The 20,548-nt window shown below is 61.4% G+C and carries 23 protein-coding genes; 9 read left to right on the plus strand and 14 right to left on the minus strand.

From position 1 onward, the window contains the following. Position 1: 1 nt before the first annotated feature. Positions 2 to 358, plus strand: a complete 357-nt coding sequence (locus tag ACG9DO_RS03295) for a HesB/IscA family protein (protein ID WP_394730301.1) — start codon at positions 2 to 4, stop codon at positions 356 to 358. 26 nt (positions 359 to 384) lie between these two features. Here the strand turns inward: ACG9DO_RS03295 and ACG9DO_RS03300 are convergent, their stop codons facing one another. The 3 genes from ACG9DO_RS03300 to ACG9DO_RS03310 form a co-directional block, all read right to left on the minus strand. Next, complete coding sequence (locus ACG9DO_RS03300; protein ID WP_394730302.1) at positions 385 to 1,326, minus strand: hypothetical protein; 942 nt, start codon at positions 1,324 to 1,326, stop codon at positions 385 to 387. 77 nt (positions 1,327 to 1,403) lie between these two features. After that, the gene (locus ACG9DO_RS03305; RefSeq protein ID WP_394730303.1) at positions 1,404 to 1,868 is read right to left on the minus strand and encodes a hypothetical protein; all 465 of its coding nucleotides are present in this window, start codon (positions 1,866 to 1,868) and stop codon (positions 1,404 to 1,406) included. Continuing rightward, the gene (locus tag ACG9DO_RS03310; RefSeq protein WP_394730304.1) at positions 1,855 to 2,541 is read right to left on the minus strand and encodes an EI24 domain-containing protein; all 687 of its coding nucleotides are present in this window, start codon (positions 2,539 to 2,541) and stop codon (positions 1,855 to 1,857) included. Before ACG9DO_RS03310 ends, ACG9DO_RS03305 begins: the two co-directional genes overlap by 14 nt. Positions 2,542 to 2,681: 140 nt before the next feature. Between ACG9DO_RS03310 and ACG9DO_RS03315 the strand changes: the two genes are divergently transcribed. Then, the gene (locus ACG9DO_RS03315) at positions 2,682 to 3,677 is read left to right on the plus strand and encodes an adenosine kinase (RefSeq protein ID WP_394730305.1); all 996 of its coding nucleotides are present in this window, start codon (positions 2,682 to 2,684) and stop codon (positions 3,675 to 3,677) included. Positions 3,678 to 3,871: 194 nt separating this feature from the next. On the opposite strand, the gene ACG9DO_RS03320 is transcribed toward ACG9DO_RS03315, so the two are convergent. Together ACG9DO_RS03320 and purD are read right to left on the minus strand one after the other, a co-directional pair. After that, on the minus strand, positions 3,872 to 4,261 hold the full coding sequence (locus ACG9DO_RS03320) for a hypothetical protein (protein ID WP_394730306.1): 390 nt from the start codon (positions 4,259 to 4,261) through the stop codon (positions 3,872 to 3,874). 548 nt (positions 4,262 to 4,809) lie between these two features. After that, a complete protein-coding gene (purD, locus tag ACG9DO_RS03325) occupies positions 4,810 to 6,090 on the minus strand; it encodes a phosphoribosylamine--glycine ligase (protein ID WP_394730307.1) in 1,281 nt (426 codons plus the stop codon). On the opposite strand from purD, the gene xseA reads away from it, so the two are divergent. From xseA to ACG9DO_RS03345, 4 genes are read left to right on the plus strand one after another with little or no spacing between them, the layout of a single operon-like run. After that, positions 6,089 to 7,552 (plus strand): exodeoxyribonuclease VII large subunit, encoded by a 1,464-nt coding sequence (gene xseA / locus ACG9DO_RS03330; RefSeq protein ID WP_394730308.1) that lies wholly within the window; start codon positions 6,089 to 6,091, stop codon positions 7,550 to 7,552. The two genes, purD and xseA, sit on opposite strands and share 2 nt — an antisense overlap. A gap of 35 nt (positions 7,553 to 7,587) precedes the next feature. Further along, on the plus strand, positions 7,588 to 7,791 hold the full coding sequence (locus ACG9DO_RS03335; protein WP_394730309.1) for a DUF2093 domain-containing protein: 204 nt from the start codon (positions 7,588 to 7,590) through the stop codon (positions 7,789 to 7,791). Continuing rightward, the gene (locus ACG9DO_RS03340; RefSeq protein ID WP_394730310.1) at positions 7,788 to 8,702 is read left to right on the plus strand and encodes a M23 family metallopeptidase; all 915 of its coding nucleotides are present in this window, start codon (positions 7,788 to 7,790) and stop codon (positions 8,700 to 8,702) included. The genes ACG9DO_RS03335 and ACG9DO_RS03340 overlap by 4 nt, the downstream gene beginning before the upstream one ends. 13 nt (positions 8,703 to 8,715) lie before the next feature. Continuing rightward, a complete protein-coding gene (locus ACG9DO_RS03345; protein ID WP_394730311.1) occupies positions 8,716 to 9,702 on the plus strand; it encodes an esterase-like activity of phytase family protein in 987 nt (328 codons plus the stop codon). A gap of 86 nt (positions 9,703 to 9,788) precedes the next feature. On the opposite strand, the gene rpmB is transcribed toward ACG9DO_RS03345, so the two are convergent. Further along, positions 9,789 to 10,076: a 50S ribosomal protein L28 gene (gene rpmB / locus ACG9DO_RS03350; RefSeq protein WP_394730312.1), complete on the minus strand. Its 288-nt coding sequence runs from the start codon at positions 10,074 to 10,076 to the stop codon at positions 9,789 to 9,791. A gap of 153 nt (positions 10,077 to 10,229) precedes the next feature. Between rpmB and ACG9DO_RS03355 the strand changes: the two genes are divergently transcribed. Next, a complete protein-coding gene (locus tag ACG9DO_RS03355; RefSeq protein ID WP_394730313.1) occupies positions 10,230 to 10,688 on the plus strand; it encodes a nucleoside deaminase in 459 nt (152 codons plus the stop codon). A gap of 21 nt (positions 10,689 to 10,709) precedes the next feature. Here the strand turns inward: ACG9DO_RS03355 and ACG9DO_RS03360 are convergent, their stop codons facing one another. From ACG9DO_RS03360 to nadC, 3 genes are all read right to left on the minus strand, one after another. Further along, complete coding sequence (locus tag ACG9DO_RS03360) at positions 10,710 to 11,459, minus strand: STAS/SEC14 domain-containing protein (RefSeq protein ID WP_394730314.1); 750 nt, start codon at positions 11,457 to 11,459, stop codon at positions 10,710 to 10,712. A 56-nt stretch (positions 11,460 to 11,515) separates the two neighbouring features. Then, the gene (locus ACG9DO_RS03365; RefSeq protein ID WP_394730315.1) at positions 11,516 to 12,205 is read right to left on the minus strand and encodes a ribonuclease T; all 690 of its coding nucleotides are present in this window, start codon (positions 12,203 to 12,205) and stop codon (positions 11,516 to 11,518) included. Positions 12,206 to 12,303: 98 nt separating this feature from the next. After that, positions 12,304 to 13,167 carry a carboxylating nicotinate-nucleotide diphosphorylase gene (nadC, locus tag ACG9DO_RS03370; protein ID WP_394730316.1) on the minus strand — a complete coding sequence of 288 codons (864 nt, stop codon included), beginning with the start codon at positions 13,165 to 13,167 and terminating at the stop codon, positions 12,304 to 12,306. Between the two features lie 115 nt (positions 13,168 to 13,282). Here nadC and ACG9DO_RS03375 point away from each other — a divergent pair, with 115 nt between their 5' ends. Further along, positions 13,283 to 14,656, plus strand: a complete 1,374-nt coding sequence (locus tag ACG9DO_RS03375; RefSeq protein WP_394730317.1) for an NAD-dependent succinate-semialdehyde dehydrogenase — start codon at positions 13,283 to 13,285, stop codon at positions 14,654 to 14,656. A gap of 28 nt (positions 14,657 to 14,684) precedes the next feature. Here ACG9DO_RS03375 and ACG9DO_RS03380 read toward each other — a convergent pair whose 3' ends face one another. Further along, entirely contained in the window at positions 14,685 to 15,476 is a 792-nt protein-coding gene (locus ACG9DO_RS03380; RefSeq protein ID WP_394730318.1) for a LytR/AlgR family response regulator transcription factor, read from the minus strand. Beyond that, the gene (locus ACG9DO_RS03385) at positions 15,473 to 16,726 is read right to left on the minus strand and encodes a sensor histidine kinase (RefSeq protein WP_394730319.1); all 1,254 of its coding nucleotides are present in this window, start codon (positions 16,724 to 16,726) and stop codon (positions 15,473 to 15,475) included. Before ACG9DO_RS03385 ends, ACG9DO_RS03380 begins: the two co-directional genes overlap by 4 nt. A 96-nt stretch (positions 16,727 to 16,822) precedes the next feature. Here ACG9DO_RS03385 and ACG9DO_RS03390 point away from each other — a divergent pair, with 96 nt between their 5' ends. Continuing rightward, positions 16,823 to 17,431 (plus strand): HD domain-containing protein, encoded by a 609-nt coding sequence (locus ACG9DO_RS03390; protein ID WP_394730320.1) that lies wholly within the window; start codon positions 16,823 to 16,825, stop codon positions 17,429 to 17,431. Between the two features lie 8 nt (positions 17,432 to 17,439). On the opposite strand, the gene ACG9DO_RS03395 is transcribed toward ACG9DO_RS03390, so the two are convergent. From ACG9DO_RS03395 to ACG9DO_RS03405, 3 genes are all read right to left on the minus strand, one after another. Then, complete coding sequence (locus ACG9DO_RS03395; protein WP_394730321.1) at positions 17,440 to 18,426, minus strand: hypothetical protein; 987 nt, start codon at positions 18,424 to 18,426, stop codon at positions 17,440 to 17,442. Next, positions 18,426 to 19,112 (minus strand): DsbA family protein, encoded by a 687-nt coding sequence (locus ACG9DO_RS03400; protein WP_394730322.1) that lies wholly within the window; start codon positions 19,110 to 19,112, stop codon positions 18,426 to 18,428. The genes ACG9DO_RS03395 and ACG9DO_RS03400 overlap by 1 nt, the downstream gene beginning before the upstream one ends. A 72-nt stretch (positions 19,113 to 19,184) precedes the next feature. After that, positions 19,185 to 20,540, minus strand: coding sequence for a M48 family metalloprotease (locus ACG9DO_RS03405; RefSeq protein ID WP_394730323.1), 1,356 nt, complete (start codon positions 20,538 to 20,540; stop codon positions 19,185 to 19,187). Positions 20,541 to 20,548 lie beyond the last annotated feature (8 nt).

Below are 20,548 nucleotides of genomic sequence, written 5' to 3' on the forward strand. Positions count from 1 at the left end.
TATGACTGACACCAAAACGCGCCAGATTCCGGCCGCCGTTACCCTGACCAAGGGCGCCGAGGCCCGCATTGCCGAGTTGATGAGCAAGGCACCTGAGGATGCGATCGGGGTCAAGCTCTCGACCCCGCGCCGCGGTTGCTCAGGCCTCGCCTATTCGGTCGACTACGTCAGCGAAGAAGCCAAGTTCGACGAGAAGATCGAAACGCCCGGTGGTACCTTCTACATCGATGGTGCGAGCGTGCTTTACCTCGTCGGATCGATCATGGACTGGGTCGAAGACGATTTCACCGCAGGCTTTGTGTTTGAAAATCCAAACGCAAAGGGTGCCTGCGGCTGCGGCGAGAGCTTCATGGTCTGAGGCAGGCCAGCTCTGGCTCGTAGCGATCAGCCTTCTTCGATGATCCTTGCAAGCAGCGCGCGCTCCAGATCGTCGACTTCACCATCGGCGTCGATCATCTTTTCAAGCCAGGCCTGCTCATTGTCATCAACGAGATTGCCTGCGGCGGCAGCTTCAGCGTAGTTCGCGCCTTCGGGCTTCTTGCCAAAGACCTTGCCAAAGTGGTTGTGCACTTGTGGCAGTTCGCGTGCCATCGCTCCGACAAGTCGGCCAACGCGGGGTTTGTTGTCAGCGATGAAGGCTTCAAGCTCTTTAACGCGCGCATGATCGAGTTGCGCGTTCGTCAGGGCAAAGCCTTTTAGGTAGTTCGCAACGCCATCGACGAACAGATCATCCCATTGCGGCGCATTTTCTTCCTGCAGAGTCTCATCCTTCAAACGGAACAGGAATTCCGCATCATGGCGGCTGACGGCTGCGGGACCGTGGCCTCCGCTTGCGAACACCAGTCGGCGCACGATCCGGCACTCGGCCGCGCTGATATGGCAGGCGGAGAGATCACCGCCGCAGCGGGTTGGCCCGGTGCCGGTCAAGACAGCCTGTTCGACCTGGCGCAGCGCATAATGCTTGAGCATTTCGGGCACATTCCGTGCTTTTTCGACAATACGCACGAGCACCTCCAGCTCTGCCATCGAGTCGAGCTTGCCGTCGTGGTCGAGCTGGCCGATCAGCCACTTCGCTTCATCATCGTCGCACATGCCGCGCGGTTCGGATCCGTTGAGCACGAATTCGCTGATCGCTTCGACGAAGAAATCAACCCATTCGCTGTCGCGCGACTTGAGGGTGTTGTTGATTGCAAAGATCGCTTCGGCTTCTTCACGATAGATCTTGCCATCGCCCCAGCCAAGCTGGCGCAGGTCAGCCAGTTCGGACGGAGTAACAACCCCATCTTCGGCGACTTTGGCGGCGAGTTGAGAGAACTGAATGGTCATGTCCGGATTTTCCCCTGAATTCGCAGGAGACTATCGCAAAACAGGCTTAAGAGCGGGTTACCGCGATGCCCCAACGTTCAGCTACCGCGAAGCGCTGCAACGCAGGATGCACGGTCGACCGGCCTGCCATCGCTCGCCCGCCGCGCTTCGACGTGGGTTGCGCTCGGCGCGGCCCCTGGCCGTGCCGGGTAGAGATAGACGTCCAGCACGCAGGGCTCTCCACTGAACTGCAGTTTGAGAGCATCGCCCTCCGAAACACGCAGTCGGGCATTGCCAAAGCGCCGCTCCAGTTCATTGGCAGTAGCGCCAATCACACCCTCAAGGCCTGGCGCGCGCATGACCTCTGCTGCTCTGAATTCTTGCGTCGCAGTGGTCTGCGGCGTTGTCGCCGGGCGCATCGGTGGCGGTGTTGAGACTTGCGGGGCTGGGCGGCTGGCCTGCGGCGGCCCGCCGGGAATGTAATTGGGTGAGGACGAAACGCAGCCAGCCAGCGCAGTTCCGAGGCAGAGGATGGTGAGGACGCGCATCTCAAGATTGGGCATTTTTCATTCTCGAATGAACCATATGGGTTCCAGCAGCCGCTCCGATTATCGGCGCAAGCAGATTTATGAAAGGGATCAACATAAGGCCGGCCACCGCAGCGCCCAAGGCAAGTCGTTCCACCGGTCTGACGGGTGTCGTCTCGGCCCGATCGGGGCGATAGCGAAGCCAGCCCATGTCGGTCAGCTCACGGCCAAGCAAGACTGCATTCACGAGCAAAAAGATCACCGCCGGCCCAATCGCCGTGAAGACCAGTACCAGCGCAATCGGCAGGGCAAGCGCATTGTATCCAAGCGCCCGGCCAGCACCCTTGAGCGAATTGGCAAGGTCCTCGCGAAAGGGGAGCTTGCGTGCGTGCCGCGCGGTGTGGGGGTAGTGCCGCGCCTCGACCGCTGCGACAACCTCGTCTGCGAAGAATTGCAGCACGGCGATGGCTACGATGCGGAACACGAACCAGGCAGAGGTGAGCGCAAGCAGTGTACCAATTACGATGTAGACATCACCTTCCAGATCGAGATATCCGCCGAGCAGCCAGGGCAGGCTTAGTGACAGCGCCCATGCGAGACTGACGAATACGCCCAGCGTGATGGCAAAGCTCTTGGCCAGAATGCGCAGGATCGCCGGGTCGCCAAGCTGCCCGAATGCCTTTGCCAACGCTGTTGCGACATTGCCCATGTTCGCTTCGCCTGTTGCGGGCGGCGCGGTGCAAGTCAACGCAAACTGTATGCGCGATACGCAATCCGCCCCTTGGCTAAGATGAACCGAGCGGCTAGGCGCTTCGGCAACCGAAATTCCCCGGACGACAGGATTATTGCGTGCCAGAACCCCGTTATGACGTGATCGCGATCGGCAATGCCGTGGTAGACATCATCGCCTCTTGCAAGGACGAGTTGATCGAAGAACTCCAGCTCAACCGCGGCGGGATGACACTGATTGACGAGGCGCGCGCCGAAGAGCTCTATGCAGCGATGCCTCCGGCGCGTGAAGTGTCCGGCGGCTCGGCTGCCAATACGCTGGCGGGACTCTCCACTCTTGGCATGCAATGCGCCTTCATCGGTCAGGTCGCAAGCGACCAGATGGGCAAGGTCTTCGCGCATGACATGCGGGCGACCGGTATCGATTTCGACACGCCGCCCCGTGAAGGCGAGCCCGCGACGGGACGCGTTCTCATCTTCGTCACGCCCGATGGCGAGCGGACGATGAACACCTTTCTCGGCGCTGGGCAGTACCTGCCAGCCGAAGCGCTCGATGAAGACCTCATCGCAAGCGGCGCGATCCTCTATCTCGAAGGCTATCTGTGGGATCCCGAGGAACCCCGCCGCGCCATGCGCCGCGCGATCGACGTTGCCCGCGCAGCCGGTCGCAAGATCGCCTTTACTGCCAGCGAAAGCTTCGTGATCGATAGGCATGGCGATGATTTCCGCGCGATGATCGACGACGGAGTGATCGACATTCTGTTCGTCAATGAAAGCGAGCTGGCCACGCTGACCGGAGAAGCCGATTTCGAAACCGGTCTGGCAGCGATCGCAGGCAAGGTCCCCGTGCTTGTCGCCACCCGGAGCGAGAAAGGCGCAGTCGCGATTGCGCATGGTGAGCGCGCACAAGTTGCAGCGGAGCCAATCGACAAGGTGGTCGACACGACCGGCGCTGGCGACCAGTTCGCAGCCGGTTTCCTGTCGGGCCATGCGAAAGGCGTCAGCTTGCAGCAATGCCTCAAACGCGGTGCAATCGCAGCGGCTGAAGTCATCAGCCATTACGGCCCGCGCCCTGAAGCCGACATGCAAAAGCTGATGGCAGAGAAGCTCGGCTAAGCGCCTGAAATCCCTCATTGCAGGGAAATGTCGGTTACACATGTTACACAGTACTGGAGTGAAATATCTCCGGACCTGTGAACGCGCGCCGATCGCGGGTTAGCGTCGCATGGAAGAGCCGGTTCACACAGTCAAAGAGCAGGCTTCAAACTACCTTCTCACGAGCCGGGTAGGAAAGGCTCGCGCCGATGATTTCAGCTCGGCGGCGGCGTGTAGTCCTCGCGCCGCAGGGAAATCATGTGCTCAGCGATCCACTCGATGTGTTGCGGCTCAAGATCGAAATCCATCACTTCAGGATAGTTGTGCGCATCAGACAGCCAACTTGCGAGAGTGTCTTCTGACAGGCCAGGCCGATTGGCAATCGATTCGAAGGTCGGCGCCTGCGGATTGGGACTCAGCCCCGGCGGATCGACCGCGTGGCAACCACCACACGCCGCCTGGACAAAGGCATGGTGGTCCCTCGGGCTGCGGTCATAGCGCACAGGCTCCTCCGGCGCGGCAGAGCGCACCTCCGACTGCGGTGCATTACAACTGCACAGGCCGACTGCTGAAGCTAAGGTGATAGCGATGGCTGAGAACTTCATGTGACCTCTCCAAATGTTGCCTGAGTCAGGGAGCGGATCTCAGGCAACGATTGGATTATGCTGGCTGCCGGCCCTGCCTGCCTTGATCCAGATCAAGTTTCTGCTCGCAGATGACAAGCGGCGGTCCCACACCCAGTCACACGAAACCGCCCGGCCAACGACCGGGTGATTGCGCTGCCTTTCTAAATTCTCAACGGCGCGAGAACAGCGAGGACAGCCAGGAGCGGTCCTCATATCCCATCGGCCGGATCGGGCCGAACTTTGCGCGTCTTGCTTCCGGGTCCAGCGGCCGCGAATTAGGCAGCCAGTTGTTGGTACCCTGATTATGGTATCTCAGCGAGGACATCATACCACCTTCGTTCTTGTTAAACTGAATGCGACCGTATGATTGTCGAGCCGCATCTATAGGCGGTTACGAGGCGTGCCGGGAGGGGGGTGAGGCGTTAATTTTTCCACAGCCCTTCGCCGTCCACAGCATTGCCGCAAGGCGTGACAGCTGGAAGCCGGATGAAATGCTCGGAAAATCAGAGAGCTAATTTATGCGCGGTTCAACCGCGTTCACGCGCCACTTCACGGTAGCCAATATCGCTTCGATAAAATCCGGATGCGAAGTGTATCTTTTGTGCCGCAGAATAGGCCGCAGCCTGCGCTGCAGTGACCGAATCGCCCATCGCAGTGACGTTCAAGACGCGTCCGCCAGCAGCCACGAGTCGCCCTTCCGAAAGCGCCGTACCGGCATGGAAAACCTTTGCGCCGCGCCCTTCGCTATCGGCCAGATCGATCGCGCCGCCTTTCTCAGGTGTGCCGGGATAGCCCCTGGCGGCCATGACGACGGTCAGCGCCGCTTGCGGATCGAACGTGAGAGCCTCCGCTCCGAGCTTAGCAAGCTCTCCCTCGGCGCAGGCAAGCATGGTCTGCACCAGATCGCCTTGATAGCGCATCATCAGAACCTGGCATTCCGGATCGCCGAACCGGCAATTGTATTCGATGAGTTTTGGGCCTTGCTCGGTCAGCATGAGGCCCGCGTAAAGCACGCCTGAATAGGGCATGCCTTCAGCGGCCATGGTGCGAACCGTTGGCTCGATGATTTCTGCCATGACGCGGGCCTGCAGATCGTCCGTCAGCACTGGTGCAGGGGAGTATGCCCCCATGCCGCCGGTATTTGGGCCAGTATCGCCATCGCCCACGCGCTTGTGGTCCTGCGCTGTCCCGAAGGGGATGATTGCTGCGCCATCGGTGAGCGCGAAGAAGCTCGCTTCCTCGCCGGTCATGAACTCCTCGATCACGACTTCCGCGCCCGCATCGCCGAACCCGCCGCCAAACATGTCTGCGAGCGCGGCTTCGGCTTCCTCGCGGGTCTCTGCAATGACAACGCCCTTGCCCGCCGCAAGCCCGTCTGCCTTGAGCACGTAAGGCGCATCGAAGCGGCCAAGCGCTGTTGCCGCCCCTTCAAGTGAAGTCGTGCGGATATAGCCCGCGGTCGGGATGCCCGCCCGCTCGCACAGGTCCTTGGTAAAGCCTTTGCTGCCTTCCAATTGCGCCGCTGCTTTCGACGGGCCGAACACGGGAATGTCTTCGCCGCGCAGACTGTCCGCAAGACCGTCGACCAGCGGGGCTTCCGGACCGATCACGACCAGCCCGATTGCACGGTCCTTGCAGAACGCTGCGACCGCCGCATGATCGCCTGCGTCAAGGCTTACCAGCTCGGCTTCCTCCGCGATCCCCGGATTGCCGGGGGAAGCGTAGAGTTTGGAGCACGACGGGGATTGCGCCAGCTTCCACGCTAACGCATGTTCGCGTCCACCCGAGCCCAGCAGAAGGATATTCATGGCCGATCCTACTTTCGATAATGAAGACGGACGGCTGGTAGCGCGTGAGCGGCAAGGCGACAACGCCGAGCCGCTGACAATCAGCGAGATTTCCGCGGCGCTTAAGCGAACGGTCGAAGACCGCTTCGGCTATGTCCGCTTGCGCGGTGAATTGTCGGGCGTGAAGCGCGCGGCCTCAGGCCACCTTTATTGCGCCTTGAAGGACGAAAATGCCGTGCTCGATGGGGTGATGTGGCGCGGCAATGCTGCCCGGCTGGCGTTCAAGCCCGAAGACGGTCTTGAGGTTATCGCGACCGGCAAGCTCACAACCTATCCGGGCCGCTCAAAATACCAGATCGTGATGGACAGCCTGGAGATTGCTGGCGAGGGTGCGCTGCTCGCTCTGCTTGAGAAGACGCGAGCGAAACTGGAAGCCGAAGGGCTGTTTGCCCGCGAGCGGAAACAGCCGCTGCCCTTTCTCCCGCGCACAATCGGCGTTGTGACGTCACCCACCGGTTCGGTCATTCGCGATATTCTTCACCGGCTGGCGGATCGCTTTCCTTCTCATGTGCTGGTCTGGCCAGTGCTGGTGCAAGGCCAGGGCGCAGCCGAGCAGGTTGCGAGCGCTGTGCGCGGGTTTGCGGCACTGGACGGCTCTGGCCCGGTCCCGCGCCCCGACCTTGTGATTGTCGCGCGCGGGGGCGGCTCGATTGAAGACCTGTGGTGCTTCAACGAGGAAATCGTGGTGCGCGCGATTGCCGAGTGTTCGATCCCCGTGATCTCGGCTGTGGGACACGAGACGGACACGACGCTTGCCGATTATGCCGCGGACCAGCGCGCACCTACACCCACCGCAGCGGCGGAAATGGCCGTGCCGGTGCGGGCGGACCTGAGCGCTACCTTGGGCGATCTTGCCAACCGTCAGCGACGCGCGGTCTATCGACCGGTTGAGCTGGGACGCGAACGTTTGGAAGCGCGGGTGCGGCGGATGCCCAGGCCAGAGCAGATCCTGCAAATGCAGACGCAGCGACTCGATGATTTGGCTGAACGGTTGCGGCGTGGGCTCAGGGACCGTGCATCGCAAGGGCGCGAGCGGCTTGCAGGCGCGGCGGCGCGGCTCTCGCCATCGCTGCTCCGCCGTAGCGTGCAGGATGCGCAGCGGCGGCTGGCGCGTGCGCGGCTGGTGCCCGCGCTGGTTGAACGGCCGCTCATGCAACGCAAGGCGCAGCTCGACAGCCTGTGGCGGCTCGCGAGCCAGTTCCACCCTGAAGAGCCCCTGAAGCGCGGCTATGCGATTGTCCGTGATGCGAGCGGCACGGCGCTCACCCGCAAGGCGATGGCGGAAAAGGAAAGCGCGCTCAGTCTGCAATTTGCTGACGGAATGCTGGATGTGAAGACTGGCGAAGCGCCAAAGCGTCCCTTGACCCCCAAACCTCGCCCCAAAACCGGAACACCTGATGCGCAAGAGGATCTATTCGGTTAATTGTCCGCCAAGGTCGAGCTTGCTATGATGGTGCGATGTTGATGTCTTCAAGCGATAAGGGGGCGCGCCTCCTCTACGGGCCGAACGGCTTTCGGGTGTTGCAACCCGGCCGGCATGTGTTTTGCGCTGTGACAGGCGAAGCGATTCCTCTGGAAGAGCTGCGCTATTGGAGCGCAGAGCATCAGGAGGCCTATATCTCCTGCGAGGCCGCCACGCAGCGTCTCACCGGCAAGGCGTGATTCGCTCCAGCCCAGCATCCGTGATGTGGTTTGTGGCGGCGGTCGGATTGGCAGGCTGCGCCGCGCAAGGCGAAGCCATGCCGGTGCCGCCCGAGCGGGGCGCCGCGGGAACCGAAAGCTCCTCTGATACGCCCCCGATGGCCGATGCGCAGGTTCTTCCCGCCTTCACCTATGACGGCAGGCTGACCCAAGGCGGCTGGATTGTCGGCACAGCGCCGGAAGGCGCGGTCACGGCCCGGCTTGGCGAACAGGAGCTGGCGCTCGATGAAGATCGCCGCTTCTTTGCCGCGTTTGACCGCGATGCAGGCGAACACGCCTTTTTGCGGGCAACGCTCGAGGATGGCCGCGAAGTCGAATTTCGCCTGGATATCGCGCCACGCGCCTGGCGGATCGAACGGGTGAATGTGGCCAAGCGCCCTCCTGTCAGCAGCGAAGAGTGGTGGAAGAAGCGCGAGCCCGAATGGCTCGCAATCAAGGCTGCGCGCGAGAAGGAAACCGGGGCGAGGGGATGGCGGCAGAACTTCATCTGGCCGGTCAAGGGCCGCATTTCCGGCCGGTTCGGCGCGCAGCGCATCTATAAGGGCGAACCGGGCAGCTATCACTCGGGCCTCGACATAGCGCCGGGGGCTGGCACGCCGTTCGTTGCGCCAGCCGATGGCGTGGTAGTGCTCGCGGCAACCGGCTTCAGTCTGGAAGGCAATTTGCTCATCATCGATCATGGGCAGGGCCTCAATTCGGCATTTCTTCATGCGCAGAGCCTCACTGTCAAAGAGGGCGATACGGTGAAGCGGGGCCAGATGATCGGACGGGTCGGTTCTTCCGGGCGTTCGAGTGGGCCGCACTTGCACTGGGGCATTAAGTGGAACGACGCGCGGCTTGATCCGCTGCTGTTCCTGCCAGACGCAGACTAACGGGCGATTGGTCATGAAGCGGCGATGGCTCGCGCTTGGGCTGGTTATGTTGGCACTCGCTCCGGGCACATGGGTTCGCACCGCGCCGCCTTCGGTCGATTACGAAGCTGCGCTGACCATCGAGCCCATCGAGCCTTCCGGCACATTCCAATCCGACAGCATCACGCTGGATGCGGCATGGAAGCTCACCAGCGCCAACACTCATTTCGGCGGCTTTTCCGGGCTGGTTGTGCTTGATGAGAACACTCTGCTTGCGGGCAGCGACAAGGCGCGGCTGCTCGAATTGCCGATCCCTGATCGCGGCGCTGGCCCCGGCCTGATGAGCTTTCTGAAGCTGCCGGGCGATGGCCCCAAGGAATTGCCGCGCGAGCTGGTTGATCTCGAGGCCATTACTGTCGATCTTGATACAGGCACGCTGTGGGCGTCGTACGAACACACGCAGACGATTGAGCGCCATCGCGGCATTCATCTGGGCAATATTGCAGACCGCGATCCGCCTGAGATGCAGGATTGGGAGGATAATGGCGGCCCGGAAGTGTTGCAGCGTCTGTCCGATGGGCGTTTCCTCGTACTCGCCGAGTCGCCGGAAGGCTGGTTCGCGCGCGGCACGCCCGGCCTGCTGTTTGCGCGCGATCCGGTTGAGGAGCAGGAGCCGGTCGCCTTCCGCTTCCCTGCACTCGAAGGCTTAAGCCCGGTCGATGCGGCGATGCTGCCCGATGGCCGCGTGCTGATCCTGCTGCGCGATATCCGCCTGCAACTGCCGATCCGCTTCCGCAGCGCGCTGGCGATTGCGGACCCTGCGACCATTCGTGAAGGCGAGAGCTGGGATGCGCGGATCATCGCACGGTTCTCCGGTCCTGGACTTGATGCCAATTTCGAGGGGCTGGCGAGCATAGAGCGCGATGATGGCAGCGCCGAGATTTACGTTATCTCAGACGACAATTTCTCGAACCTGCAGGAAACGCTGTTGTTACGGCTAATCTGGACACCGCAAGACTAGCGGGTACGCAAAAGGCAAAACAAAAGGCGCTGCGGTTGCCCGAGCGCCTCTCATTGATCTGTAACGATCCCGCAGGACCGCAGACCTTACGCCGCAGCGATAGCCTTCTTCAGCTCGCGCTTTACCTTGAGCGCGTTTGAAGAGAGATTCTCGTCCTTGGTCTTGAGCAGCCAGTTATCGAGGCCGCCATTGTGCTCGACAGAGCGCAGGCCGTGCGTCGAAACGCGGAACTTGAAGCTGCGGTCGAGCTTCTCGCTCAGCAGCGTGACGTTCTGCAGGTTAGGCAGGAAGACGCGCTTGGTCTTGTTGTTGGCGTGGCTCACATTGTGGCCTACCTGGCGGCCCTTGCCGGTCAGTTCGCAAATGCGCGACATGATTAATCTCACTCGTTCTCAATGGGGCCACTCGGACAGAGCCGTGGGCCGTAAATTGCTCGGGTTATCCCGGAAAGGCGCGCGCTTAGCTTGGGATATGCGAATCGTCAAGAAAAGTTGCACTCGCCTGTGCGGCGTTCTAGCGCTCGGCATATGAGCAAGTGGCCCATCCCGCAAGGCATGCAAGCAGCGCTCGAAGCTGCGCGCGCAGCTGAGCGCGCGGGCGAAGTGCCGATTGGCGCGGCGGTGATGCAGGGCGAGAGGCTGATTGCGAGCGCCGGCAATGCCACCAGACACCCCCCGGACCCCACGGGCCATGCGGAGATTCGGGCGCTGCGGATCGCAGCAGAGGCGCTCGGGCAGGACCGGCTTACCGACTGCGACCTCTACGTAACGCTGGAGCCATGCGCGATGTGTGCAGGCGCGATTTCGCACGCTCGGATTGCGCGGCTTTACTACGCGGCTTCCGATCCCAAGGGCGGCGCGGTGGAGCATGGCGCACGCGTATTCGAGCATCCACAATGCCTGCACAAGCCCGCGGTCTATTCAGGCATGGGCGAAACAGAAGCGGCGGACATGCTGCGCGGCTTTTTCAGGGAAAGGCGCGGCTGAGACGAGCCCTGAGGGACTGGTTCACGCTTCCAGCCACGCCAAGGCCTTGTCCTGCTCGTCGAGCGCAAATGCCTTGATCTGTGCCTTCACGAACGCGCCCGTGAATTCGGCATAGCTGCGGATCCACTTCGGCCCACCGACAATCGCGTAGCGATCCAGATTGCGCGCGATTTCCAGTTTGCCGGACAGCACCTCGCGGCTCATCAGCCGGTCGAGGTCAAAGCCATGCCAGTCGCGGATGACCAGCATCATGCGGGCCGCGCCGGTCTCCTCCATGCGTTGGCGCACCAGAGCAATTCCGCGTTCGGATTCCTCCCGGTCGAGGCGGCCCGCAAGCTCGATTGCCACGATTCCGGGCTTGCCCAGATCGAGCTCTCGAATTGCGCCTGTATGCGGGCCTGCGCTTTCTTCCATGATCCAGGCTCGCGCGGCGTCAGCCTCGTTTTCGTCATAGACTTCGTAAGTCACGCGCGGCAGCAGCGCACTTTCCAGCCGCGAACCGGTACGGACCCAGGCGTTGTCGGAGATGATGGCGATCCGATCGAGGCCGTAGACCCATTTGATCAGGCTGGGCATGTGAGCCAGCTCAACCGCGACTGCCGAGAAGGAAAAGTCCGTGACTGCGGTCACGTCGATCAGCAGGTTGCCGCCGCCGCCGGCTGCATTGCGCTCCTGTGCGAATTGGACGAGCTGCTCGGCATCAGCCTGGACGAATTCCGCAATCACGACCATGCGATGCGCTTTGTCGGAGAGGCGTTCAATTTCAATCATGTGGCTATTCCTACCTGCCGACTCGCGGCGTGTCGTTGACTCAAGTCAAATCATGCTCAAAGACCGCGCCAGATTCTCGCTGGTGCATCATCCTTCGCGCCCCAGGTGCGCGGCTTGCAGCGCGTCGGCATAAAGTCCGTGCCATAACAAAGCCGCAGCTCTTCCAGCCAGCCGCGTTCGTTCAGCTTCACGCCGACATGCGCAGGCTGGACGTGCCGACCGTTCGCATCGGCGAAGGCGCGGCGAATGTCGCCCGCAGTGAGCTTCTCCTGCCGCGAAAGGTAGTCGTAATCGGGCTTGCGCAAGCTGTTCCAGAGGATGCGGGTAACCTTGAAATAGCTTTCCGGGCGGCGCGCCATGCAACTGCCGTGCTTGACCCATTGATGGCTCATCAGCCGGGTCGACGGCATCATGCAGAGATTGCGGCGCGCTTCGGCTGGCGTGACTTTTTGCGATGGGTTACCGGCTTGGGGGCAAAATTGCGGCCAGCTGGTAGCGCCATCGGGCCATAATCCATGCACAACGAGGCCAAACTTGCCATTGTCGCCCGAGCACTGGATGCGATGCGCACGGCTGTCTTCACGCGGCTTGCAGAACTCCGGGCTCCAGCTGATCGCAAGCGTGTAGCCGGTGATGGGCAGTTGCCGGGTCGGCCCCTCGCTGCGCACTTCCGGCACAGTCAGCGTCGACGGCACACGGCATTGATAGGCCTGGGCATGAGCGACTTCACTTGCGAACACTAACATTAACGAAGCGGCGAAGGCGCTTCGCAAGCGCGACCGCGCGTCGGCCGTCAGGCCGCCCCCTCGGAGGCCTTCGCGACAGCGATTGGCCGCGAGAGAAGTCATAAAGGCGTAAAATCAAGGCCGATGTCAGCGGCTGGAGCGCTTTGGGTGAGCCGACCCACCGAGACATAGTCAACGCCCGTGGCGGCCTTGGCGTTGATCGTTTGCAAGTTGATCCCCCCGCTCGCCTCGGTGGGAACGCGTCCTGCAACGATGCAGACAGCTTGGCGCAACGTCTCCGGCTCCATATTGTCAAGCAGCAGACGGGTCGCGCCAGCCTGCAAAGCAGGTTCGATCTGGTCGAGCCGGTCGACCTCGCAGATGATTTCCTTGACGCCCGCCTCGACCGCACGGCGCACCGCTTCGCCGACGCTGCCCGCGACGAGCACATGATTGTCCTTGATCATCGCCGCGTCCCACAGCCCCATGCGGTGGTTCGACCCGCCGCCCATGCGCACAGCGTATTTTTCGAGGGTGCGCAGGCCCGGAATGGTCTTGCGCGTGTCGAGCAAGGTACAGTCGGGATTGTCCATCGCATCGACATATTCACGCACCATGGTGGCAATGCCGGAGAGGTGCTGGACAGTGTTCAAGGCGCTGCGTTCGGCCGTCAGCATGGCACGGGCATTGCCAGAGAGGCGCATCAGGTCGGTTCCCGGCGGCACTTCGTCGCCATCGTGCACCAGATGCTCAATTTCCATGTCCGGATCGAGCGCGCGGAAGAACGCCTCGGCGATAGGAAGCCCAGCGACGACAATCGCATCGCGGCTGTCCATCACCCCGGAAAAGCGTGCGCTCGCGGGAATGACGCTCTCGGACGTGACGTCATGGCCGCCGCCCGGCAAACCTTCGCCAAGGTCTTCCGCGAGAGTTTCGCGCACGAAGCGTTCAAGGTCGAAACCTGTGAGCAAGAAGTCAGTCATGCGTTAGGGTGTGGCGGATTCCCGCCCTAATCTCAAGCGCATGCTCTGCCTTTTCGGAACGTGCGCACGGCTTGCCCCGTTGAGTGGAGAGACCCGAGAGAATCGAGAGATAGCAATGATTACGACGACCAATCCGGCCACCGGCGAACGGCTCGCTAGCTATGAAGAGCTTTCAGCGGACCAGATCGATGCAAGGCTGGCGCGCGCCGATTCCGCGTACCGTGAATGGCGCAAGAGCTCGCTTGCCGAGCGTAGTGTTCTGCTCGAGACCTTGGCGCGCGTTTACGATGCCAATACCAACCGGCTCGCGCGGCAGGCTAGCCTCGAAATGGGCAAGACCTTCGCGTCAGCCAAAGCCGAGATCGCAAAATGCGCGCAGCTGTTCCGCCATATGGCACAGGCTGGTCCTGCCATGCTCGAGCCCTTGAGCTTTGACCTGGGTGAAGATGGAAATGCGCAGGCGCGCTGGCTGCCTCAAGGCGTCGTGCTTGCAGTCATGCCGTGGAATTATCCCTATTGGCAGGTCGCGCGCTTCCTTGCTCCAGCTGTAATGGCGGGCAATGTTGGCGTGCTGAAACACGCGAGCGCTGTGCAGGGTTGCGCAGAGCTGTTGGAAGAGATGATGACTGAAGCTGGCGCTCCATCTGGTCTGTTTCAGAACCTCCCGGTCAAGTCGGGCGCGATTGAGCGAGTCATCGCGGATGATCGTGTCGTTGCAGCGACCTTGACTGGCAGCGAAGGGGCTGGCGCAGCGGTGGCGGAACTTGCCGGCAAGCATTTGAAGAAAACAGTGCTGGAACTGGGCGGGTCAGACCCCTTCATTGTGATGCCATCAGCCGATCTCGACAAGGCTGCAAGCCAAGCGGTTAAAGCGCGTATCCAGAATACTGGACAATCCTGCATTTGCGGCAAGCGCATGATCGTCCATTCCGCAATCTACGATGATTTTGCAGAACGCTTTTTCGCGCAGATGCAATCGACAAAGGCGGGCGATCCATTTGATGAAGAGACCGAGATGGGTCCGCTTTCCAGTAAAGAGCAGCTCGACACCGTGCTCGAGCAAATCGAAACAGCGAAAAGCGAAGGCGCGACGCTCGCATTCGGTGGTGTTGCCCAGAGCGGACCAGGCGCCTTCATCAGCGCAGGCGTGCTGACCCACGTGCCGCTGGAAAGCGACACTGCAAAGGCAGAGATTTTCGGGCCGATCGCGCAGCTCTACCGAGCAAAGGACATCGAGGATGCGATCCGGATCGCGAATGCAATTCCGTTCGGGCTGGGCTCATCGGTGTGGACCGAGGACGAGGAAGAAAAGGAGCGCTTCGTGCGCGACATCGAAGCCGGCATGACAGCAATCAACCAGTTCCTGTCCTCGCATCCGGTTGCGCCCTTCGGCGGGATCAAGCGCTCAGGCTATGGCCGCGAACTGTCGCATCTGGGCCTGCACGAATTCATGAACCTGAAGACAGTTATGACAGGATCAGGGGGATGATGCTTCGCGGCACCTGAGTCCAACTAACCTAGTGCACAAACCGCGCCACCACATCGCGATAACTGCGCGAGACTTTCACTTCTGCACCGGAATCCAGCACCAGGAAACACTCGCCATTGGTGTGCGGCTTCACCTGACGGACCTGGTTGAGGTTGACGATGGTTGAGCGGTGGACGCGCTGGAAAGTGCGCGGGTCGAGGCGGCGCTCGAGATCCTTCATCGTTTCGCGCAGGATCAGCGAATTGTCGCCGGTATAGATGCACATGTAATCACCCGCCGCTTCGATATGCTCGATCGAATCGACCTCGACGCGGAAGATCTGTCCGCGATCCTTGATGTTGATGAGCTTTTCAAACCGCTCGGTCGGCTCGCTGTCGGCCAGTCCTTCGACCGCGTCGGGCGCTACTTCCGCCAGCACATTCATCAGCTTGTCAGCCTCTTCTGCGCCCTTCTTTTCTGCGATGCGCTGGCGCACGCGGGCAATGGTATCGGCCAGTTTGTCTTCGTCGACCGGCTTCATCAGGTAATTCACCGCATTGGCTTCAAACGCGCGGATCGCATGCTCTTCAAAGGCCGTGACGAAGACGAACAGCGGCGGCTCGATCTCCATTACGCCTTTCACAACGGAGAAGCCGTCAAAACCCGGCATCTGGATGTCGAGGAAGACAAGGTCAGGCTTCTCGGTCTTGATCTTGCGGATCGCCTCGCGCCCGTTTGAGCAGGTATCGATGATTTCAACATCCTCGAATGGCTCCAGACGCAGCTGGAGACCTTGAATGGCGAGTTTCTCGTCATCGACAATGATTGTACGAATAGTCATGCGTTACTTCCAATCGCGCGTCCCGTGCCCAGCTTTGATGCCGGTCCAGGCTCGGGGGTGGTGTCAGAGGGCCTGAGGGCCCGCGAAGCCGTTCCCGCTGCCAGTTCCGGCGCCGAGTCGACTTCTTCCTTGATCTCCGCTTCATACGGGATTTCGATCAAAACGGTAAATCCGCCACCTTGCCCGGTGCGGGTCTCAAAGCGATGGCTGTCGCCATAGGCCTGCGCCAGGCGGCTGCGGATGTTAGCCAGCCCCACTCCGGTCGAGCTCGACTGCGCTGCAGCATAGGTCAGCAAGTCGCCCTGACTGGTGGCAGAGCCTGTGGTGCGGAAGATACCTGGACCTGTGTCCTCAACCACGATCTGCAATCGGCCATTGCTGACCTTTGCGGTGAGAGAGATCCGGGCTCCTTCCTCCTGCGGACTGACGGCGTATTTGATCGCGTTTTCAACCAGCGGCTGAAGCAGCATCGAAGGCAGCTTGGCTTGCAGCGCCTCATCCGAAATCTCGAAATGCGTGCGGAGCCGCTCTTCAAACCGCATCCGTTCGATCCCGAGGTAAAGCTGTAGCGTTTCCACTTCCTGCTCCAGCGTTACCTCGCTGCCCGGCTCGGTAACCAGCGTGTGCCTGAGGAATGCGCTGAGCCGCGTCAGCATGGCGTTGGCAGGCTCGGTCTGCTTGAGCAGCACCAGCGTGCTGATGGAATTGAGCGTGTTGAACAGGAAATGCGGGTTGAGCTGGTAACGCAGCATCGCCAGCTGCGCGCTGGTGGCCTGCGCCTCGAGCCGTTCGAGTCTGTCGGCCTGCTCTTCGACAGTGAGAAAGAAGTTGATTGCGTAATACAGCGCGCTCCACCCGACCAGCAGCGTTGCCGGTATATAACTGAGCCCGATGAAGCGCTGCGCAAAGGTCGTCTCGCTGATCCCGGCATAGTAAATGCCCTGAACCCAGGCATCGATTGAGGCGTGCACGATCACTGCCAGCACCAGTACGAGCATGGTCATGCTCCAGGTCACAAAAGGCTGCCGCCCGAACAGCTGGCGATAGATCACTGACAGCACGAGCGTGATGGAAAAACCCGTGATGGTCGTGACAAGGATGACTGCCAGCAAGTCCAGCGGCTGGGAGTTGGCGATCGCAGCGCTTGCGCGCAGCAGAAATGCGCCGCCCCAACCTGCCAGTTGGAGGTTCCAGAATGCCTTGTTCTTGTTGGCAAAGAACGGCGTGGGGCGGAAAGGCAGAACGACCATCGGCTAACCCCTTAGCCGATTCGGACGCTTTGGGGCAGTTTGTTTGCTGCTTGCCGTCGCGCGCGCTACACTGCTGGTCTGCAAGGAGAGAGAATCATGGCCACAATCGACCATCCTGACGGCGCTGTGCACGAACACGCCAAATTCACGGCGATGACTGAAGGCACGGCCGAAGACTGGGCCATTATCGGCGGTCAATACCGGGCATTTGCCAAGGGCGTTGCTGACCGCGTGCTTGATCACTTGCGGCTTTTGGAAGGCGATTTTGGCGGCTTTCCGGTGTGCCGGCTGGAGCACTCCTTGCAGACCGCGACCCGCGCCCACCGTGATGGGCGGGATGAACGGTATGTCGTCATGGCGCTGCTGCACGACATCGGCGATACGCTGGGCAGCTACAATCACCCGGATGTCTCTGCCGCGATCATCAAGCCGTTCGTATCGGAAGAAGATCACTGGATTTGCGAAAAGCACGGCGCGTTCCAGGGCTATTACTATTTCCATTATGTAGGCATGGATCGCGACATTCGCGAGCAGTATCGCGGGCACCCATATTTTGAAGCCTGCGCCCATTTCTGCGAGAAATACGACCAGGCGGCGTTTGATCCCAAGTATGACAGCGCGCCGCTTTCGTTCTTCGAACCGATGGTACGGCGCGTGATGGAAAGGCCGATCAACTCGATGTACGCGGCGGTGACGGACGACTGATTGATGCCTTAAGGCTCGATCTCGCGCTGGAAATGCTGGCTCCAGTCAGCTTTTCCGTCGCGCGCGATCGCCTCGAGCACCAGCGGGATTTCCGCAGCGATACGCTCCGCGCGTTCGTCCCAGCCTTCGTGGGTGCGCTTGCGAAAGAGGCCGCCTGCATGCTCAGGCCCCCAGCGGTTGATGAAGCGCAAGGCCGCGTGGGGTTCGAACCCGGCATTGGCAAGCAGCCATGGTGCCAGTCGATCCGCTTCGCGCTCGGTTAGCCGGACGTTGCTTTGCTTGCGCCCGTTGGCGTCAAGCCACACCCTGTGGCCGAGCACATTGTGTGCGAGTTCATGCGCGATGACTGCGGCCAACTCGTCTTGCGGGTAGCTGAAGGCGGGATAGCCCGCGCTGATCCGGACCCGCTTGCCGTCAGCAAGCGCAATATCGTCTCCCCCTGCAAGCTCGAAGCGTGTTGCGCAGGCGGGTTCACCCTTGAGCGTGAGATCGGGCTTGCCAGGACGAGAGAGCGTCACTTGGCCGTGCAGCACGAGCATCGTTTCAAGCAGGTCATGCGCAAGCTCTGCCCGCTGCCAGGCAAACGGTTCGACCGCACTCCAGCTCTCAAGCTCGAATCCGTTGATGTGCGTAACCGGTTCACGCGCTTCAAGCCCTGCCTGCTCGGCTGGCGAGCCATCGGCCGCTGTCAGGACAGCGAAGGAATGTTCCAATCCGAGCTCGCGGCGAATTGCATCCGGACGACGAAAGCTGGCGGTGTCGAGCAGTTGCAAACCAGTGGAGGGCTGGCTTTCCCGGCAGAAGGCTGCGTTAGCGCTGGCAAGCCTCCAGCCCAGGTCCTGCAGGCGCTGCTCGCGGTTCAGCCTATTGGCAAAGCCACCGCTTTCAACTGTGCCCGCGGCTGCCGTGCTCGCTGCAGCGCCGAGCGTGGATTGCGCCCATGCTCCAGCGGAACCGGCAAGCGTGCAGCAAAGCGCAGCGGCGAGGACGCGCATCAGCTCTCGCGATCGACCGCCGCCTGCAGAGCGCTGGTGCCAACCGCTCCTTCAAATGTCTGCCCCCCGGCGACCCAGCTGGGCGTACCGGTAAACCCGAGCTGTTGAGCCATCAGCGCATTGTTGCGAAGCTCAGCTTGCACGACCGGCGATTGCCCGAAGGCTTGCGCGCGCTCCAGTTCAACTCCAGCGCGCTCAGCCGCCTCGCGGACAGTTTCCGGCGTCGCAGGAGCAAGCTCGAACATCGCCTTGTGAAATGCAGCGAACTTGCCTTGCTCGGCGGCGGCCAAGGCCATCACGGAAGCGATTTCACTTCCCTGGAAGATTGACCATTCGCGGATGATGACTTTCACTTCAGGGTCCTGCGCGACCAGCGCATCCACGTCTTCGCTGCTTACCCTGCAATAGGGACAGTTGTAATCGGTGAATTTGACCAGCACTTTGGAGCCGTCGGGATTGCCCAGAACTGCGCCGGGGAAGGGCTGGTAAATCTGCTCACCGATCTGAGCGAGCCGGTCCGATGCTGCCTGCTTCTCATAGGCCTGCGCCATTGCCGGCAAAAGCTGCGGATTCTCCATCAGATACGCTTCAGTGCGCTTGTCTGCGAGACCTGTGGCGGACCAGGTCGCAGCTCCAAGAAACCCGCACGCCAGAGCGAGCGCTGCGTTTGTGAGAAGCTGTTTCATCTTTCTATCCACCTGAAATGCGCTGCTGCGGCGCTCTTGATGCCTGTTGTGCGCGAATTGACCTGCCCGGCGCTACTGCGAATCGCGGATTTGCTCCAGAGCGGCGCGCGCCTGAAGCGAGATATCCTGCGCTCGAATCCAGTCAGGCGATCCCACCGGCAAGCCGGCCTCTGCCGCTTGCGCGCTGCGCAGTGCGTCAGGAAAGCGGCGCGTCATCACTTGCTGCTCGGCACTGGCAAGCCGCGCCCGGGGAAGGTCGCCGCGCGCCGCATAGACAACGCCCAATTGATACCAGGCGAACGGGTTCAGGCGGTCGCGCGCGACGGCTGCCCGCAACACGCGTTCTGCTTCCGGGTGATTTCGCTCGTCTTCGGTCGCGATCAAAGCGTGGCCGAACATGGATGCAATGAGCGGCTGGTTATTCGTGATTTCCGTCGCGCGTCGCAGCGAGGCGAGAGCATCAGTCGGCCGCCCCGATTCCAGCAGGACCTGCCCCTTCAATTCCAGGAAATAGGGGTCGTTTGGCGAGGTCGCGAGCAATGCATCCGCTTCCGCGAGCGCCATGTCGACCTGCGCTGCCTTGTGATAAGCGTAAGCGCGGGCATAGCGCGCCGGAATGGATTTGTCGCTCACAGGAAAGCGGGCAAGCGTGCGCTCCGACGGTTCGATGAAGCCTGACAGCTTTGCCTTCATGCGCACGAAGCGCGCCTGAATGTCCGGATCGTCAGGTGCGTCCCATGCGGGATCGCGGGTATAGACTTCGCGCAGCCGGGCAATGCGATCGCCAGACAGCGGGTGCGTGCGAGTGAAGGCGGCTTCATCGTCCTGGCTACGGCCGTAGCGAAACTCCTGGCTGCGCAGCTTGCCGAAAAAGGCGAGCGATCCGCGCCCTGAAATGCCGGCGGCCGAGAGATACTCTGCGCCCGCTGCGTCTGCTGCTGATTCCTGCACCCGGCTGTAGGCCAGGAACTTGCCGAGCGCTGCGCGCTGTCCGGCCTGCATGATCCCTATGCCTGCTTCGCCCGCGCCTGCCAGTGCGGCACCGACACCGAGCAACAGACTGAGGATGGAAATGCTGTTCGCAGCGCTTGCCCCTTCGCTGAAGCGGACCACGTGGCCGCCGGTGATGTGACCAAGCTCATGCGCAATCACGCCTTGCACTTCATTGGCGGTATCGGCGGCATCGAGCAGACCGGCGTGGATATAGATCGCCTGACCCCCCGCGACGAATGCGTTGATGGAGGAATCATTGATCAGCACCATGTCAACATTGCCAGGCGCTAGCCCGGCCGCTTCAACCAGTGGCGCAGCCATATCATCGAGCAGGGCTTCGGTTTCGGCATCGCGCAGAATCGACTGTGCAGCAACCGGTTGTACCGCGAGCGCGAGGCTCGCAAGAATGGCGAGGGGCCAGGCAAATATGCGCATAGACACTC

Source organism: Altererythrobacter sp. GH1-8, from assembly GCF_043702085.1.
Lineage (GTDB): Bacteria > Pseudomonadota > Alphaproteobacteria > Sphingomonadales > Sphingomonadaceae > Erythrobacter.

What these genes read in the sequence shown, in the direction of transcription:
- ACG9DO_RS03295 (WP_394730301.1), top strand. Translation starts at nt 2, where the DNA reads ATGACTGACACCAAAACGCGCCAGATTCCGGCCGCCGTTACCCTGACC.
- ACG9DO_RS03300 (WP_394730302.1), bottom strand. Translation starts at nt 1,326, where the DNA reads ATGACCATTCAGTTCTCTCAACTCGCCGCCAAAGTCGCCGAAGATGGG.
- ACG9DO_RS03305 (WP_394730303.1), bottom strand. Translation starts at nt 1,868, where the DNA reads ATGCCCAATCTTGAGATGCGCGTCCTCACCATCCTCTGCCTCGGAACT.
- ACG9DO_RS03310 (WP_394730304.1), bottom strand. Translation starts at nt 2,541, where the DNA reads ATGGGCAATGTCGCAACAGCGTTGGCAAAGGCATTCGGGCAGCTTGGC.
- ACG9DO_RS03320 (WP_394730306.1), bottom strand. Translation starts at nt 4,261, where the DNA reads ATGAAGTTCTCAGCCATCGCTATCACCTTAGCTTCAGCAGTCGGCCTG.
- xseA (WP_394730308.1), top strand. Translation starts at nt 6,089, where the DNA reads ATGGCCGATCCTACTTTCGATAATGAAGACGGACGGCTGGTAGCGCGT.
- purD (WP_394730307.1), bottom strand. Translation starts at nt 6,090, where the DNA reads ATGAATATCCTTCTGCTGGGCTCGGGTGGACGCGAACATGCGTTAGCG.
- ACG9DO_RS03335 (WP_394730309.1), top strand. Translation starts at nt 7,588, where the DNA reads ATGTTGATGTCTTCAAGCGATAAGGGGGCGCGCCTCCTCTACGGGCCG.
- ACG9DO_RS03345 (WP_394730311.1), top strand. Translation starts at nt 8,716, where the DNA reads ATGAAGCGGCGATGGCTCGCGCTTGGGCTGGTTATGTTGGCACTCGCT.
- rpmB (WP_394730312.1), bottom strand. Translation starts at nt 10,076, where the DNA reads ATGTCGCGCATTTGCGAACTGACCGGCAAGGGCCGCCAGGTAGGCCAC.
- ACG9DO_RS03355 (WP_394730313.1), top strand. Translation starts at nt 10,230, where the DNA reads ATGAGCAAGTGGCCCATCCCGCAAGGCATGCAAGCAGCGCTCGAAGCT.
- ACG9DO_RS03360 (WP_394730314.1), bottom strand. Translation starts at nt 11,459, where the DNA reads ATGATTGAAATTGAACGCCTCTCCGACAAAGCGCATCGCATGGTCGTG.
- ACG9DO_RS03365 (WP_394730315.1), bottom strand. Translation starts at nt 12,205, where the DNA reads ATGTTAGTGTTCGCAAGTGAAGTCGCTCATGCCCAGGCCTATCAATGC.
- nadC (WP_394730316.1), bottom strand. Translation starts at nt 13,167, where the DNA reads ATGACTGACTTCTTGCTCACAGGTTTCGACCTTGAACGCTTCGTGCGC.
- ACG9DO_RS03375 (WP_394730317.1), top strand. Translation starts at nt 13,283, where the DNA reads ATGATTACGACGACCAATCCGGCCACCGGCGAACGGCTCGCTAGCTAT.
- ACG9DO_RS03380 (WP_394730318.1), bottom strand. Translation starts at nt 15,476, where the DNA reads ATGACTATTCGTACAATCATTGTCGATGACGAGAAACTCGCCATTCAA.
- ACG9DO_RS03385 (WP_394730319.1), bottom strand. Translation starts at nt 16,726, where the DNA reads ATGGTCGTTCTGCCTTTCCGCCCCACGCCGTTCTTTGCCAACAAGAAC.
- ACG9DO_RS03390 (WP_394730320.1), top strand. Translation starts at nt 16,823, where the DNA reads ATGGCCACAATCGACCATCCTGACGGCGCTGTGCACGAACACGCCAAA.
- ACG9DO_RS03395 (WP_394730321.1), bottom strand. Translation starts at nt 18,426, where the DNA reads ATGCGCGTCCTCGCCGCTGCGCTTTGCTGCACGCTTGCCGGTTCCGCT.
- ACG9DO_RS03400 (WP_394730322.1), bottom strand. Translation starts at nt 19,112, where the DNA reads ATGAAACAGCTTCTCACAAACGCAGCGCTCGCTCTGGCGTGCGGGTTT.
- ACG9DO_RS03405 (WP_394730323.1), bottom strand. Translation starts at nt 20,540, where the DNA reads ATGCGCATATTTGCCTGGCCCCTCGCCATTCTTGCGAGCCTCGCGCTC.